The organism is Clostridia bacterium (genome assembly GCA_014360065.1).
Lineage (GTDB): Bacteria > Bacillota > DSM-521 > Neomoorellales > JACIYF01 > JACIYF01.
Genome location: JACIYF010000064.1, coordinates 1 through 15172 on the forward strand (window position 1 = coordinate 1; position 15172 = coordinate 15172).

Sequence of the window (15172 nt, forward strand, 5' to 3'; positions counted from 1 at the left end):
TTGTTACTACCTTTGGCGATATGATGCGGGTACCAGGCAGCCGGTCCAGTCTGGTGCAGGAACGGGCCAATGGTGATGTGCGTGTAGTCTATTCAGCTTTGGATGCCGTGGCTATTGCCGAGGCCAACCCGGATAAGACAGTCATTTTCTTGGGGGTAGGTTTTGAAACCACTGTTCCGGCTGCCGCTTTATGCCTGGAAGAAGTGGTGAGAAAAAACCTGAAAAATTTTTTGCTTTACTCTGCTCATAAGGTGGTCCCACCGGCCTTGGAAACTCTTTTACAGGACCCGGAGGTTAAAATCGATGGTTTTCTTCTACCCGGTCATGTTTGTACTATTCTTGGCAGAAAAACCTTTGAGTTTTTAAGTCAAAAATATAATGTACCTGCCGTTATTGGCGGGTTTGAGCCAGTTGATATTCTGGCGGCCCTTGAAGCACTGGTTGACATGGTTGCGGCAGGAAAGGCCCAAGTCCTTAACAGGTATTCCCGGGCGGTCCGGGAGGAGGGCAACCCTTTGGCCCGGGCGGTTGTGCAGAAGTATTTTGACCTGGTGGATGTTAGGTGGCGAGGTATAGGTATTATACCCCGTAGCGGGCTGAAGCTCAAACCAGAATATGCCCGCTATGATGCCGAACAACAGTACCCCATTGAAGAATCTACTGTTGAAGCGGTGCCAGGTTGTTCATGTGGTGAGATCTTGAAGGGAAAAATGGAACCCCCTGAGTGTCCTCTTTTTGCATACATTTGTACGCCTTTAAAGCCGGTTGGACCTTGCATGGTCTCAAGTGAAGGAGCTTGTGCCGCCTATTATAAGTACGAACGGAAGGGGGAGTAATAATTGATAGAAGATAAAATCCTTTTAGCCCATGGTGACGGTGGCCTTTTAACTCACGAGTTGATTAACGACCTGTTTTTACGACATTTCGAAAATCCAATTTTAAAAACTTTGAATGATGCAGCCGCCTTGCCTTTTGAAATTGAAAAAGGCCAGCTGGTAGTGACTACTGATTCCTTTGTCATCAAACCGATCTTTTTCCCTGGTGGCGATATCGGTAAGCTAGCAGTCTGTGGTACAGTAAACGACTTGGCAGTTAGCGGGGCTGTACCCCATTTTCTTACGGCTTCTTTTATTTTGGAAGAAGGTTTGCCCTTAGCTGACCTGGAAAAAATCCTTGCTTCTATGGCTAAGGCAGCCCGGATGGCCGGGGTTACTATTGTTGCTGGAGATACTAAAGTAGTGGAACGGGGTAATGCCGATAAAATCTTTGTTAATACGACAGGGGTCGGTTTGGTGCCGGAAGGCGTTGAGCTTGGCTACCATAGAGTTGAAGAAGGGGACATGGTAATCATCAATGGTAATATTGGTGAGCACGGTTTGGCAGTGGTGTCCCGACGGGAAGGCCTGGAGTTTGAAAGCGATATAATAAGCGACTGTACTTGTCTAAACTCGATCACTCAGGATTTACTATTTCAATATAAGGGTATTAAGCTTATGCGTGATCCCACCCGGGGTGGGGTGGCGACCACAGTGAAGGAAATTGCCCTGGCTACTAATAAAGATATATTTCTCTTTGAAGATCGTATTCCCATAAGCGATGAGGTTCGGTGGGCGGCGGAAATGCTCGGATTGGATGCCCTTTATTTAGCTAATGAAGGAAAATTTATAGCAGTTGTTTCACCTCAGGAAGCGCCAGACATCGTAGCGGCCCTGCGCAGGCTGCCCCAGGGCCAACAGGCCAGTATCATTGGAGAGGTTAAGAAAGGCCAGGGTAATGTTTTTTTAAAAACTTCTCTAGGTGCAACAAAATTGATAGATATGTTAGCAGGCGAACAACTACCGCGCATTTGCTAAAAATACTTCTCCTACTGCCTCCGGCGAATTGAATTAAGGGTCTCAAATAAGCAATGCCAGCGGGTTCGGTTAAGGATCTGTTTTTCTAGAGAAAGATGAGCTACGCAGGCTTTGACCTCGTTCTAGAACTTAAAGTTTCCCCGGCTACCGTACAGGCTCTTCCAGCTTCCGAAGCCCAAGGGCCTTAGACTAAGATCCTGAGGTTCTTTTGGCTCTACGATCAGCAGGCAGAAAGAAACATCTCCTTTGTCTTGGCGCTGCGACCGAGGTGCAAGCTCTCCCGGAAGGATTTCTTATATAATTAATGCTGCCCGCCTGGCACTTCAGGGGCCGGGGCGAAGACGTGGTAAGAGAGAGTTACGCTGACTTCGCCGACGAAAGAAGAAAGGTGATAGCAGCGGCAAGAAAGCTTATTGCCTCCGGAGTGTCCCCGGGGAACATTTGCCTGCTCTCCCATTACCGGTTTGAAAATTCCTGCTTGCAAGGAGAGAAAGCCAAGGCACCACAAATCATAGGCGGCGAGAGGTACTACCGCTAGTGAAGAGATCGACTAAGGTGCTCAATCAGATCAGGAACGCTTACAAGGACTACGGGGAGAACGCTTACTAGAAGGGTACCCATAATAGTTACGGCGGCGGTAATCTGTGACCGGGGACAAGGTACTGATCGCGGAGCGGGAAAACTGCTCTCAATTTCTCCAGGCCAAAGCATGTATGTTGACTATGCTGGGGAATTTAAGTATACTTAGGCTTGCCGGTAGGATTTCTGGTTTGAGGTGAGCACAGGCTCGCGGGCATGCGGGTGTAGCTCAGTGGTAGAGCCCTGGCCTTCCAAGCCAGTCGGGTGGGTTCGATTCCCATCACCCGCTCCCGGTTTTTGTTTGCGCCTGTAGCTCAGGGGACAGAGCAACGGACTTCTAATCCGTGGGTCGCAGGTTCGAATCCTGCCAGGCGTGCCATGGTGGGCATAGCTCAGCTGGTTAGAGCACCAGATTGTGGCTCTGGGGGTCAAGGGTTCAAATCCCTTTGCCCACCCCGGTGGGGGCCATTAGCTCAGGAGGTAGAGCACCTGACTTTTAATCAGGGTGTCGGAGGTTCGAGTCCTCCATGGCTCACCATTTTTCCGCGGGAGTGGCGGAACTGGCAGACGCGCTAGACTTAGGATCTAGTGGGTAACACCGTGGGGGTTCGAGTCCCTTCTCCCGCACCCCGAAAGGGCTAAAGCCGGCATTATTTGGCATCGATGGACCTCGGCTGCTGACCGGCCGAGGTTTAACTTTGGTTATTCTGGTACAATATTGGTAACGGGGAAGGAACTTGGTTAGCAAAGGCGAACTAAACAAGTAGTTATAAACCTGCGGATTTAGCATTAGATGGTAATGGTAGTCAAAGGGGGAGCATTGTGCGTACGGCAGTCGAGAAAGTAGAAAAGAACCAGGTGACACTTAAAATTGAAGTAGAAGCGGAAAGACTGGAAAAGGCTTTAGACCGGGCTTATCGCAAGTTAGTGAAGAGGATCAATATTCCCGGTTTTCGCAAGGGCAAGGCTCCCCGGTGGATAGTTGAGAACTACGTGGGCAAGCCGGCCATGGTTCAAGAGGCAGTAGATGAGTTGGTTCCCGAAGCTTATGCGGACGCCGTCAAGGAGCAAAATCTCGAACCCATCGATATGCCCAAGTTGGAAATCATTCAAGCCGAGGCTGGACAGCCTTTGGTTTTTAAAGCCTCAGTTGAAGTCAAGCCAGAAGTCAAGCTGGGGCAATACACGGGTCTGGTGGTGAAGAAGCCACCAGTAGAGGTAACTGAGGAGGAAGTCAATGCTCGGCTGGAGGCGCTACGCCAGCGCTATGCCAAGCTGGTGACGGTGGAAGACCGAGGAGCCGAGATGGGGGATCTGGTCATCATTGACTTTGAGGGAACGGCAGACGGAGAGCCAGTCTCCGGAGCCAAAGAGGAGAACTTCCCCTTAACCTTGGGCTCAAAGACCCTGGTGGAGGGGTTTGAAGAACAATTGGTTGGAGCGAGACCCGGGGAGACCCGGGAAATACGCATCACCTTCCCTAGCGATTACCGCGTCGAGAGCTTGCGGGGGAGAGAAGTATTGTTCCAGACTAAAGTGAAGGAAATCAAGAAAAAGGAGCTCTCCCCGCTTGACGATGAATTTGCAAAGGATGTAAGCGAATTTGAAACTTTAGAGGAATTGCGGGAAGACGTGGCGAATAGTTTGAAGAGAACCAAAGAGCAGAGGGCCAATGAAGCCGTCAAGGAGCAGGCCATCAAGCAGGCAGTAGACCAGGCCGAGGTGGAATTACCGGAGGTATTGGTGGAGCGCCAAGCTCGTAGCTTGATGCAGGAGCTGGAAGAAGCGCTCAAGGTGCAAGGGTTGGACTTAGAAGAGTACCTGGCAATGAATGGCAGTAAGCGGGAGGAGCTGGAAGGGCGGTACCGCCAACGGGCGGAGCGAATGGTGAAGACCGACCTGGTGCTCGAGGCTATTGCCCGCAAAGAGAACTTGGTGGCTACCGATGAGGACTTGGACAATGAGATCAAGGAGATGGCTACTAGCTTTCAACAAGAGCCGGAGGCCCTAAAGCAGAAGCTGGACGAGGATCAGCTGGAAAGGATCAAATTTAACCTCACCCTTCGCAAAGTGGTGGATTTCTTGGTGGAGCACAGCCAGGTTGAGGAAGCCAAGGATGAGGAGCCCAAAGACCAAGCCAAGGGAGAGGAAATAGGCGTGGCGGCCGCTACGCCGGCTGCCCAGGAGGCGCCGGACGCGGAGGCCGTAGCTCAGGGATAAGAGACCTGAGGCTAAGCGCGCGAGGATAGCAGAGCAAGCTGGTGGTTAATATAATAAGGCGTAAGGAGGCCAATCATGTCGGTTCTGGTTCCCATAGTGGTAGAGCAGACTAGCCGGGGAGAACGAGCTTATGACATCTACTCTCGCCTGCTAAAAGACCGCATTATCTTTCTTGGGAGCGCCATCGACGATCATGTAGCCAACTTAGTAATTGCCCAGCTTCTGTTTCTAGAGGCTGAGGATCCCGAGAAGGACATTTATCTATATATCAACAGCCCCGGTGGCGCCATAACTTCAGGCATGGCTATCTTCGACACCATGCGTTACATTAAACCTGACGTATCCACCATCTGCGTCGGGTTGGCAGCCAGCATGGGGGCGTTTCTTTTGGCAGCTGGAGCCAAGGGGAAGCGGTATGCTCTTCCCCACAGCGAGATTATGATTCACCAGCCTATGGGTGGGACTCAGGGTCAGGCTACTGATATCGAGATCCACGCCCGCCGGATTGTGCAGATTAAGAACACCTTGAACCGGATACTGTCCGAGATTACCGGGAAGCCACTGGAGCAGATTGCGAGGGACACCGACCGGGATCACTTCATGACCGCTGAGGAGGCCAAGGAGTATGGGTTGCTCGATGAGGTGATTGTGAGCCGAAATCTTCCTCACCGGTAAAGGCTGGTAGCGAGGTGAGAAACAATGTATAGGTATACCGACGATAAGGGGCAACTGAAGTGTTCCTTCTGTGGAAAGCTCCAGGATCAGGTAAAGAAGCTGGTGGCCGGACCCGGGGTATATATCTGCGATGAGTGCATTGAGCTATGCAATGAAATCATTGAGGAAGAGCTCAATGAAGACCTCAGCCTGGAAATGAGCGAGATTCCCAAGCCTAGGGAGATTCGCGAGTTCCTGGATCAGTACGTGATCGGCCAGGAACGGGCCAAGAAGTCCCTGGCGGTAGCGGTTTACAATCATTACAAGCGCATCAACTTGAGCTCCAAAATCGAAGATGTAGAGCTGCAAAAATCCAATATCATCATGCTTGGCCCTACTGGCAGCGGCAAGACCCTTTTAGCCCAGACTCTGGCGCGCTTTCTCAATGTTCCTTTTGCCATTGCCGATGCCACATCCCTGACCGAAGCCGGCTACGTGGGTGAGGATGTGGAGAATATCCTCCTCAAGCTCATCCAGGCGGCCGACTATGATGTGGAGAAGGCGGAAAAAGGGATCGTCTACATTGACGAGATTGACAAGATTGCGAGGAAGTCGGAAAACCCTTCCATCACCAGAGACGTATCTGGCGAGGGAGTTCAACAAGCCCTACTCAAAATTTTGGAGGGCACGGTGGCCAGCGTTCCCCCTCAGGGCGGCCGTAAGCACCCGCACCAGGAATTCATCCAATTGGACACCACCAACATCCTGTTTATTTGCGGGGGTGCCTTTGACGGCATCGACAAGATTATCCAGGGGCGGATTGGCAAGAAGGGTATCGGGTTTGGCGCCGAGGTAAGGGGCCGGCAAGATAAGCGGATTGGCGAAATCCTGGCCCAGATCATGCCCCAGGACCTGTTGAAGTACGGGCTTATACCCGAGTTTGTGGGGCGGGTACCCATTATCGTTACCCTAGATGCTCTAGACAAGGAAGCGCTGATGCGCATCTTGGTGGAGCCCAAGAATGCTTTAGCCAAGCAGTATCAGAAGCTATTTGAGCTGGACGGGGTTACTTTGGAGTTTGCCGACGATGCCCTGGAGGCGGTGGCTGAAGAAGCTATACGCCGGGAGACGGGTGCCCGGGGTTTGCGGGCCATCTTGGAAGATGTGATGCTGGATGTCATGTATGAGGTACCCTCCCGAGGCGATGTCACCAAGTGCGTGATTACCAAGGATGTAATTTTACGCAAGGAAGAACCTTTGCTAGTTACCATGGACCGCAAGAAGCGCAAGGAAGAGATCACCGCGTGAATTGAAGTCCGAGACAAATACTCCACGGCATTCCACCCCTGGCTAAATTTAGCTAGGGGTTTATTTTTTACATTGGCGCCACCAGTATAGAAACTAGAATCGAGATCAAGCTAAAACGTGGAAGCCCGGCGAGGCTAAATTGTGAAAACGAGGAGGTATGATATGCAAGACGACCGCATCTCCATTGAACCTTTTCCGGCGCGCAAGGGACAGAACGTTAACATTGCCTACCGCGGCCTGCTGGCCAGGAGCGGGGCGGACCGGGTCTATCTGCACTACGGCCACGACGGTTGGCAATCCCCGGTCACCATCGCCATGAACTGGCAGCCTGATGGCAGCGCCATGGCTACCATCCCTTGCAACGCCCAAAGGGAGATCAACTTCTGTTTCAAGGACAGCGCCAACAATTGGGACAACAACAGCGGCTGGAATTGGAAGTGCGATGTAGTTTAGTGTTTAAGAGGTAAGAATAGGAAAAAAATGAGGATAAAATCACCCCCGAGGGTAATAATAACCCTCGGGGGTGAACTATGTAATGGATGTTGCTGGTAGCATGGGAAGCCTGCTAGGTTTGGTGCAAATCTTCTTTGCCATCGTTATTGGCATGTATTTTTGGAACTTGCTTAAGGGCCAGCAGGGCAACAAGATAGCCATTGAAAAGGAGTCCCATAAGGAGCTAGAGAAGCTGCAGAAGCTTAGAGCCATTAGCCTGAGCGAGCCCCTGTCGGAGAAGACCCGGCCTTCCAAATTTGAAGAAATCATCGGCCAGGAGCAGGGGTTAAAGACCTTGCAAGCAGCCTTATGTGGACCTAATCCCCAGCATGTGATTATCTACGGGCCGCCTGGAGTAGGTAAGACGGCGGCGGCTCGGTTGCTTCTAGAACAAGCCAAGGCCAACTCCCACTCTCCCTTTGGCAGCGAAGCTAAATTCGTGGAGGTGGATGGAGCCACCGCTCGCTTTGATGAGCGTGGAATTGCTGATCCGCTCATTGGTTCGGTACACGATCCCATCTATCAGGGAGCAGGCCCATTGGGAATGGCCGGCATTCCCCAGCCTAAACCGGGCGCAGTGACCAAGGCCCATGGGGGCATTCTCTTTATCGATGAGATCGGCGAGCTTCACCCCATCCAGATCAATAAACTGCTCAAAGTCTTGGAGGACCGGAAAGTAGTCCTGGAGAGCGCATACTACAGCTCCGAGGATACCAATATTCCCAAGCATATTCACGATGTCTTTCAAAATGGCCTCCCGGCCGATTTCCGTTTAGTAGCAGCCACTACCCGAATGCCAGAAGAGATTCCCCCGGCCATCCGCTCGCGCTGCGTGGAAGTCTTCTTCCGGGCTTTGTTGCCGGATGAGATTGCCGTGATTGCTACCAACGCGGCGCGGAAAGTGGATTTTGCCATCAGCGCCGAAGCGCTGGAAGTAATTAAACGCTATGCCACCAACGGCCGGGAGGCCGTCAATATGGTGCAAATCGCTAGTGGCATCGCTATGGGGGAGGGCCGGAAAACCATCTTGTCTGAAGACATCGAGTGGGTAATTAACAGCGGCCAGTATTCGCCCCGGCCGGAACGCAAGATCTTCCCCACTCCCCAAGTAGGTTTGGTCAACGCTTTGGCGGTATACGGTCCCAATATGGGAACCTTGGTGGAGCTGGAGGCCAGCGTCATCCCGGTGCCGCGCGGAAAGGGGCAGTTAGTGGTAACCGGAGTAGTGGAGGAGGAGGAGGTGGGTACCTATGGGGGCCGCCGGGTCCGCCGCAAGAGCTTGGTGAGGGGCTCGGTGGAGAACGTATTGACTGTCCTCCGTCGCCACCTGGACGTTGATCCCCGCGATTGGGACCTCCACCTTAATTTTCCCGGCGGCATACCCATCGACGGACCATCGGCGGGCGTGGCTATAGCTACAGCGGCTTATTCGGCCATAACTTCGAGCTTGGTGGATAACAAGGTGGCTATGACCGGCGAGGTTTCCATTCGGGGGACGGTGCGGGCGGTAGGGGGGATTCTGCCCAAGATCGAAGCTGCCCGCCAAGCGGGGGCACAAAGGGTGCTCATCCCGGCTGAGAACTGGCAGGAACTTTTCCACCGCTATCGGGATATCGAGATCATCCCGGTCAATACTCTAGAAGAGGTCTTGCAGTTAGCTCTCATTTCTGCTCCTCCCCGTCGAATTGCTCGCGAAGCCTAAAGCTAGCCTCGTTTCTCTTAGCAACTCGTTCCTTACTTGCTAAGGGGTAACATTGCAGTTGATGGCCTATAGGCGTAGAATAGTTATTAGATACAAATCTGATGTTTGGATTGCCCACCTGGAGTAGACCATTCCGCCGGTGACATTCAGCTTGGAGGTGAAAGCACATGGCCAAATCAGAAAGGTGGGGATTGAGAGAGATACCGCTCTTGCCTTTAAGAGGGGTTTTGGTTTTTCCTTATATGGTCATTCACCTGGACGTGGGCCGGGAGCGTTCCGTCAATGCCATCGATGAAGCCATGATCCGCGACCGGGAGATCCTGTTGGTGATGCAAAAGGAAGCGCAGACCGATGAGCCGGGCGAAGATGACCTATACCGGGTCGGGACCGTGGCCGAAATTAAGCAGCTGCTAAAGCTCCCGGGCGGCACCCTGCGGGTACTGGTAGAGGGCCTGCGCCGGGCCAAGATCGTCAGTTACCTTGCCTACGACCCGTACATCCGGGTGGAGGTGGAAGAGCAGGAAGAGGATGAGCCCAAGACCCCCGAGATCGAGGCGCTAATGCGCACTCTGGTCGCTAGCTTTGAGAACTATGTCAAGGCTTCCAAGAAAATACCTCCAGAGGCGGTGGTCTCGGTAGTGACTCTGGAGGACCCGGGGCGGCTAGCCGATGTGGTGGCTTCGCACCTCTCCCTAAAGCTGAGCGACCGCCAGGAGCTTTTGGAAGCCATTTCCGTGAAAGAGAGGCTGGAGATTCTCTGCCGCATTCTCTCCCAGGAGATGGAGATCTTGGAATTGGAGCGCAAGATCAACCTGCGGGTGCGCAAGCAGATGGAGAAAACCCAGAAGGAGTACTACCTGCGCGAGCAGATGAAGGCCATCCAAAAGGAACTAGGGGAGAAGGACGAGCGGGCTAGCGAAACCGAGGAGTTACGGCAAAAGATCGCCGAGGCCAAGCTGCCCAAAGAGGTAGAGGAAAAAGCCTTGAAGGAAGTGGAGCGTCTGGAGAAGATGCCGCCCATGGTAGCCGAAGCTACGGTGGTACGCAATTATCTGGATTGGCTGCTATCCTTACCCTGGAATTATCAGACCCGGGATCGGCTGGACATTGCCGCTGCCGAGAAGGTGCTGGATGAGGACCACTACGGCTTGCGGGAAGTGAAGGACCGAATCCTGGAATACCTGGCCATTAGGAAACTGGCCAAGAAGATCAAAGGTCCAATCCTCTGTTTCGTTGGCCCTCCGGGGGTAGGCAAAACCTCGCTGGCAAAGTCCATAGCTCGGGCTATGGACCGCAAGTTTGTGCGCATATCCCTAGGTGGTACCCGGGATGAAGCCGAGATTAGAGGCCACCGGCGCACCTATGTGGGGGCGCTGCCGGGCCGGATCATCCAGGGGATGAAGCAGGCTGGTTCCAAGAACCCGGTATTTTTGCTGGACGAAATTGATAAGCTGGGGACAGATTTTCGTGGCGACCCGGCCTCGGCCCTGCTGGAAGTCTTGGATCCGGAGCAAAACCATATGTTTAGCGACCACTATATTGAGTCGCCCTTTGATCTGTCCAAGGTATTGTTTATTACTACTGCTAACGTGGAGTACTCTATACCTCGGCCGCTCCTCGACCGCATGGAAGTCATCCGCCTTCCCGGCTATACCGAGGAGGAGAAGGTAAAGATTGCCGAACTGCACTTGATACCCAAGCAGATCAAGGAGCACGGGCTGAAGCCTAGCCAGCTTTCCATTTCCGAAAACGCCATTCGCAAGATCATTCGCGAATACACTCGGGAGGCTGGAGTCAGGAACCTGGAGCGGGAGATTGCCGCCATCTGCCGCAAGACCGCCCGGGATATTGTGGCCAAGAAGATCAAATCCCAAAAGGTAACCGCCAGCACGGTGGAGGTGCTATTGGGCGCTCCCCGCTACCGTCTGGGTCTGGCCGAGGAAGCTGATCAGGTGGGCGTGGCCACCGGCTTAGCAGTAACTGAAGCGGGCGGCGATATTCTTAGCGTGGAAGTGACGGTGGTTCCCGGTAAAGGCGGGTTCACCTTGACTGGCAAACTGGGCGATGTCATGAAGGAATCGGCTCAGGCTGGCCTAAGCTACGTTCGCTCGCGGGCGGACCAGCTGGGCATCGACAAGAACTTCCATGAAAAAAACGATATCCATATCCATGTTCCTGAAGGGGCTATCCCTAAAGATGGACCTTCGGCGGGTATAACCATGGCCTGTGCCCTGACGTCGGCCTTGACCGGGCGGCCGGTGCGGCGGGATACAGCCATGACCGGAGAGATTACTTTGCGCGGCCGGGTTCTGTCGGTAGGCGGCATCAAGGAGAAAGTGCTGGCTGCCCACCGGGCGGGAGCCAAGGTGGTCATCCTTCCCAAGGACAACAGCAAAAACCTGGAGGAAGTTCCGGCCAACATCAAGCGCAAGCTCAAGTTTGTCCTGGTGGAGCATATGGATGAAGTGATAGCCAATGCCCTTTACCCTGAGCCCAGCCAGGAGGAAGCTGACCGGGAGCGGGAACCTGCTTCTGCCCAGGGAGCAGAAATGGTCCAGCCCCAGCTGTAGGAACCTGCTGCCGGCTATGGAAGACTACCAACGCAAGCTACCTGGGATGGCTAAAGATTTTTTAAAAAGGGTCTTGTATTTTTTGATGGGTGAGAGGACGGGGGCTAGCCGCCCCCTCCTGCTCGATTCTACTTAGGGCCGGCCGCCCAGCTGGTTGATGAGCTCAGCAAACTTGGCATTTAGAGTTATGGAGTGCCGCGAAAATTCTAGGAACATATCCTTAACGGCGGGATCGCGAACCTGGGTTGCCATGGTGAGGTAACCCGCTGCCGCCAATCTGCTCTCTCTTTCAGCATCGGCCAACATTTCAACGTCGGTGATATCGGCCATGCTTTGTCCCTCCTGTCAATCTTTTCTGGCTAGGCGGTCGTAGTGTTGCTGCATCAGATTGACCGAACGATCTACCAACTTTTGCTCGTCCCGAAATAGGTTTTTCACCCGGGGATCGTTGGCGATTTCGGCGTACAGAGAACATTTCTTTGACGTTACTTTGGCTTCTTCTATGGCTTGGCGCAGGAATTCGCGGTCTGTAATTATGGATGCCAGCTCTTGAGTAACTTCCATTTCCTTCACCTCATTCCTAGAATATCTCCAAAGGGATATTCTATACAGGAAATTTCCGGTCCCCTGAGGGGGGGCAAGAAGGAACCGTCCTTCCAGGTGGCGAATCTTGGGCCCAAGTCGAAGCGGGTGTGGTAAAATAGATGTAACTGATAACGAGGTGATGGATTTGTTGCTTGGGGAAAACCTGGTGGGCGAGTTGCTGGACGGTAACCGTCGCGCCTTGGCTCGGGTCATATCTTTGGTTGAAAACGATGCCCCCGAAAAGGAAAGGATCCTGGCCCAACTTTTTCCTCATACTGGGCGGGCCCATTATGTTGGTTTTACCGGAGCTCCTGGGGCCGGAAAGAGCTCCCTGGTTGATAAATTCACCAGCCATGTTCGCAAATTAGGCCTCACCGTGGGCATAGTGGCTATTGATCCCAGCAGTCCCTTCACCGGAGGTGCGCTTTTGGGGGACCGCATCCGTATGCAGGAACACGCCCTGGATGAGGGAGTCTTCATTCGTAGCATGGGTACTCGCGGCAGCCTAGGGGGGTTGGCCCGGAGTACCAAGCAGGTGATGAAGGTCTTGGATGCTTTCGGCAAGGACCTGGTGCTGGTGGAGACGGTGGGGGTAGGCCAGTCAGAGCTGGATGTGGCGCGAGCTGCTGACACCACGGTGGTAATCCTTACTCCGGCTTCGGGCGATGCCATCCAGACCCTCAAAGCCGGGATCATGGAAATCGCCGACATCTTTGTTGTCAACAAGAACGATCTTCCTGGCGCTCAGGAGATGGTGCGCGATATCAACGCGATGCTGGACCTCGCCCCCAAGCGGGATTGGCGCCCGCCGGTTGTTGCTACCAATGCTTTGGCGGGAGAAGGTATCGACGAGCTGTACTCGGCGGTGGAGAAGCATTGGCAGTTCCTCAAGCAAGACGGCCGGGGCGAGCAGTTACGGCAGGAGCGCCTGCAGCAGGAGGTGCTGGAGACGGCGGTTGGGGAGCTGCGGGAGCAGCTGTTTCGGGGCCTTGCGGTGGAACCCGAGCTACAAGATTTGCTCAACCGGGTAGGCCAAAGGGAAATTGACCCTTATACCGCCGCCAAGGAGGTTCTCGTCCACGCCGGCCTTGGTAACAGGAGCCGCTAGCTGGTATCAGGGTTAGCCCAGCCGGTTTAGTCGCTGGAAGCCCAGTCGTAGTGGACCAATTGGTTGGAGTGCCCAGGGGCTAAGGCCGCTACGGCAAAATATGTTTTTTCAGAGGGGGATTATTGACTATGGAGCTCATGGAGGCTATTGCTAAGCGCAAGAGCATTCGTAAGTATACTACCGACCCGGTTGACAATCGCCTGCTACATAAAGTCCTGGAGGCGGCGCGGCTGGCACCTTCCTGGAAGAACGGTCAGTGCTGGCGTCTAGTGGTGGTGAGGGATCCGGCTCGCCGGCAACAGTTGGCGGAGGCTTTGCCTGAAACCAATCCATGTCGGAAAGCCTTTGCCGATGCTCCCGTAGTCATTGCTTTATTGGCCGACCCTTCCGAATCCGAAGTCTACGAAGGTCGGGTTTACTACATGTTGGATGCGGGTTTAGCCATGGAGCACTTGATGCTGGCTGCCTGCGAGGAGGGCTTGGGCACCTGCTGGGTGGGCCTCTTCCGGGAAGAAGTGGTGCGCAAAACGCTCAACCTGCCTGATCACATTAAAGTGGTGGCGCTGACTCCTCTAGGCTATCCGGCCAAGGAACCTTCACCCCGGCCGCGCAAGGCCATGGAAGAAATCGTCTTTAGCGAGACCTGGGGCCAGAAACCCGAGGAGCTGCTGTAGCTTCAAAGGTGCCCGGCAACAAGCAGCCTGGTGCTTTCCGGGCGCTTGTTCCCTAAGTGAAGACATCCTAGGCATGAGCTAGCCTTTTCCTAGGCTTGGGCACCTCGCGCCCCAGCATGGTTACAAACCCTTGACACTAGCATCTGATCTACCTAATATTAGGTAGGTTAATTAATTAGTAACTAAATAGTTAGGCTACCTAACCAAACAGAATCAATAAAGGGGTTAACAAATGGATGGTAAACAAAAACAGGTGGCGCGGAATTTGATGGAGGCCTTTTTGCGCTTCAAAAGGCTTAACTGGAAGCAGAGTCCAATAGCGGGCTTAAGACCTAGCGAAATAATGGTTCTTTATTGCATCCAGCACAAGGCCACTGATGCCAGCGGGATCAGGATTTCCGAGATCAGCAGCACCCTAAGGGTAACATCTCCGACCATCACCCAGCTGATAAACGATCTAGAAGCGAAGGGGTATGTGGATAGGACCACCGACAAGGAGGATCGGCGGGCAGTTCGTGTCCGGCTCACAGATGCGGGGGAGAAGGCGATCAGGAAGGCCTCTGATGCTTTTTTGAGCCTGTTTGTCGGGCTGGTGGAATACCTGGGGGAAAAGGACAGCAATTTGTTGGCGGAGCTTTTGTCACGAGTGTTCGTTTACTTTAACGAAGTCAGGCAGCGACCCTTATAGTTGCCTTGGGGTTGTGGGAGGAAGATGACCGTGATCAAGCTCTCAAGATTTCTAAAGCCATATTCAATCCCTATAGCCTGCATTCTGGTATTAGTTTTCTTCCAGTCGATGGCCGATCTTTACCTTCCTACCTTGATGGCGGACATAGTTGACACCGGTATAGTTAGGGGAGATGTTAATTACATCATCAGGGTTGGCGGCCTGATGCTGGGGGTGGCCTTGGCCGGTAGCATTTGCGCAGTTTCAGCCGGGTTTTTGTCTGCGCGCGTCTCTTCGGGTTTTGGCAAACTTTTGCGGGCCAAGGTCTTCACCCAGGTAGAGCGCTTTTCGCTCAATGAGTTTAACCGAATCAGCACCCCGTCCCTTATTACCAGGACCACCAATGATATTACCCAAGTGCAGATGGTCACCCTAATGATGTTGCGCATGTTCGTGGCCGCGCCGATTATGTGCATCGGTGGGGTGATCATGGCGGTTTCCAAGGACGCCAAGCTTTCCTGGGTTCTAGTCGTTGCTGTCCCAGTACTGGCAGCTGCTATTATAGTCATTGCCACCAGAACCCTGCCCCTGTTTCGGGCCATGCAAGCCAAAATCGACAAGATCAACCTGGTGTTGCGAGAAAACCTAACCGGCATCAGGGTGATCCGCGCCTTTAACCGGGTTGATTACGAGAAGCGACGTTTTGATGCCGCCAACCAGGAACTGACTTCCACTGCTATCCGGGTAAATCGCATCATGG

The 15172-nt window shown here is 53.4% G+C and carries 14 protein-coding genes and 5 tRNA genes; 17 read left to right on the top strand and 2 right to left on the bottom strand.

Going from position 1 to position 15172, the window contains the following annotated elements; translation table 11 throughout:
- The 13 genes from hypD to lon all read left to right on the top strand — a co-directional run.
- Positions 1–836: hydrogenase formation protein HypD (gene hypD, locus H5U02_09750; protein MBC7342712.1), on the top strand; the 836-nt coding region annotated here is incomplete at its 5' end.
- Positions 837–839: 3 nt separating this feature from the next.
- Positions 840–1853, top strand: a complete 1014-nt coding sequence (gene hypE, locus H5U02_09755) for a hydrogenase expression/formation protein HypE (GenBank protein MBC7342713.1) — start codon at positions 840–842, stop codon at positions 1851–1853.
- A 797-nt stretch (positions 1854–2650) separates the two neighbouring features.
- A tRNA-Gly gene (locus H5U02_09760) sits at positions 2651–2721 on the top strand.
- A 14-nt stretch (positions 2722–2735) separates the two neighbouring features.
- A tRNA-Arg gene (locus H5U02_09765) sits at positions 2736–2811 on the top strand.
- A 2-nt stretch (positions 2812–2813) separates the two neighbouring features.
- Positions 2814–2887 (top strand) — tRNA-His (locus H5U02_09770).
- 7 nt (positions 2888–2894) lie between these two features.
- Positions 2895–2970 (top strand) — tRNA-Lys (locus H5U02_09775).
- Positions 2971–2977: 7 nt separating this feature from the next.
- Positions 2978–3059 (top strand) — tRNA-Leu (locus H5U02_09780).
- A gap of 195 nt (positions 3060–3254) precedes the next feature.
- On the top strand, positions 3255–4652 hold the full coding sequence (locus tag H5U02_09785) for a trigger factor (protein ID MBC7342714.1): 1398 nt from the start codon (positions 3255–3257) through the stop codon (positions 4650–4652).
- A gap of 75 nt (positions 4653–4727) precedes the next feature.
- On the top strand, positions 4728–5327 hold the full coding sequence (gene clpP / locus H5U02_09790) for an ATP-dependent Clp endopeptidase proteolytic subunit ClpP (protein ID MBC7342715.1): 600 nt from the start codon (positions 4728–4730) through the stop codon (positions 5325–5327).
- A gap of 24 nt (positions 5328–5351) precedes the next feature.
- On the top strand, positions 5352–6614 hold the full coding sequence (gene clpX / locus H5U02_09795) for an ATP-dependent Clp protease ATP-binding subunit ClpX (protein ID MBC7342716.1): 1263 nt from the start codon (positions 5352–5354) through the stop codon (positions 6612–6614).
- Positions 6615–6776: 162 nt separating this feature from the next.
- On the top strand, positions 6777–7067 hold the full coding sequence (locus H5U02_09800; GenBank protein ID MBC7342717.1) for a carbohydrate-binding protein: 291 nt from the start codon (positions 6777–6779) through the stop codon (positions 7065–7067).
- Positions 7068–7149: 82 nt separating this feature from the next.
- Entirely contained in the window at positions 7150–8808 is a 1659-nt protein-coding gene (lonB, locus tag H5U02_09805; GenBank protein ID MBC7342718.1) for an ATP-dependent protease LonB, read from the top strand.
- 167 nt (positions 8809–8975) lie between these two features.
- A complete protein-coding gene (lon, locus tag H5U02_09810; protein ID MBC7342719.1) occupies positions 8976–11378 on the top strand; it encodes an endopeptidase La in 2403 nt (800 codons plus the stop codon).
- Between the two features lie 132 nt (positions 11379–11510).
- Here lon and H5U02_09815 read toward each other — a convergent pair whose 3' ends face one another.
- Entirely contained in the window at positions 11511–11708 is a 198-nt protein-coding gene (locus tag H5U02_09815; GenBank protein MBC7342720.1) for a hypothetical protein, read from the bottom strand.
- A 15-nt stretch (positions 11709–11723) separates the two neighbouring features.
- Entirely contained in the window at positions 11724–11942 is a 219-nt protein-coding gene (locus H5U02_09820; protein ID MBC7342721.1) for a hypothetical protein, read from the bottom strand.
- 160 nt (positions 11943–12102) lie between these two features.
- Between H5U02_09820 and meaB the strand changes: the two genes are divergently transcribed.
- From meaB to H5U02_09840, 4 genes are all read left to right on the top strand, one after another.
- Positions 12103–13071, top strand: coding sequence for a methylmalonyl Co-A mutase-associated GTPase MeaB (gene meaB / locus H5U02_09825; GenBank protein ID MBC7342722.1), 969 nt, complete (start codon positions 12103–12105; stop codon positions 13069–13071).
- 128 nt (positions 13072–13199) lie between these two features.
- Positions 13200–13745, top strand: coding sequence for a nitroreductase family protein (locus H5U02_09830; GenBank protein ID MBC7342723.1), 546 nt, complete (start codon positions 13200–13202; stop codon positions 13743–13745).
- A 232-nt stretch (positions 13746–13977) separates the two neighbouring features.
- A complete protein-coding gene (locus H5U02_09835) occupies positions 13978–14433 on the top strand; it encodes a winged helix DNA-binding protein (GenBank protein ID MBC7342724.1) in 456 nt (151 codons plus the stop codon).
- Positions 14434–14463: 30 nt separating this feature from the next.
- Positions 14464–15172, top strand: a 709-nt coding sequence (locus tag H5U02_09840; GenBank protein ID MBC7342725.1) for an ABC transporter ATP-binding protein, incomplete at its 3' end; no start/stop codon positions are given.

What these genes read in the sequence shown, in the direction of transcription:
- lonB (MBC7342718.1), top strand. Translation starts at nt 7,150, where the DNA reads ATGGATGTTGCTGGTAGCATGGGAAGCCTGCTAGGTTTGGTGCAAATC.
- meaB (MBC7342722.1), top strand. Translation starts at nt 12,103, where the DNA reads ATGGATTTGTTGCTTGGGGAAAACCTGGTGGGCGAGTTGCTGGACGGT.
- clpX (MBC7342716.1), top strand. Translation starts at nt 5,352, where the DNA reads ATGTATAGGTATACCGACGATAAGGGGCAACTGAAGTGTTCCTTCTGT.
- clpP (MBC7342715.1), top strand. Translation starts at nt 4,728, where the DNA reads ATGTCGGTTCTGGTTCCCATAGTGGTAGAGCAGACTAGCCGGGGAGAA.
- H5U02_09835 (MBC7342724.1), top strand. Translation starts at nt 13,978, where the DNA reads ATGGATGGTAAACAAAAACAGGTGGCGCGGAATTTGATGGAGGCCTTT.
- H5U02_09820 (MBC7342721.1), bottom strand. Translation starts at nt 11,942, where the DNA reads ATGGAAGTTACTCAAGAGCTGGCATCCATAATTACAGACCGCGAATTC.
- H5U02_09800 (MBC7342717.1), top strand. Translation starts at nt 6,777, where the DNA reads ATGCAAGACGACCGCATCTCCATTGAACCTTTTCCGGCGCGCAAGGGA.
- lon (MBC7342719.1), top strand. Translation starts at nt 8,976, where the DNA reads ATGGCCAAATCAGAAAGGTGGGGATTGAGAGAGATACCGCTCTTGCCT.
- H5U02_09815 (MBC7342720.1), bottom strand. Translation starts at nt 11,708, where the DNA reads ATGGCCGATATCACCGACGTTGAAATGTTGGCCGATGCTGAAAGAGAG.
- H5U02_09830 (MBC7342723.1), top strand. Translation starts at nt 13,200, where the DNA reads ATGGAGCTCATGGAGGCTATTGCTAAGCGCAAGAGCATTCGTAAGTAT.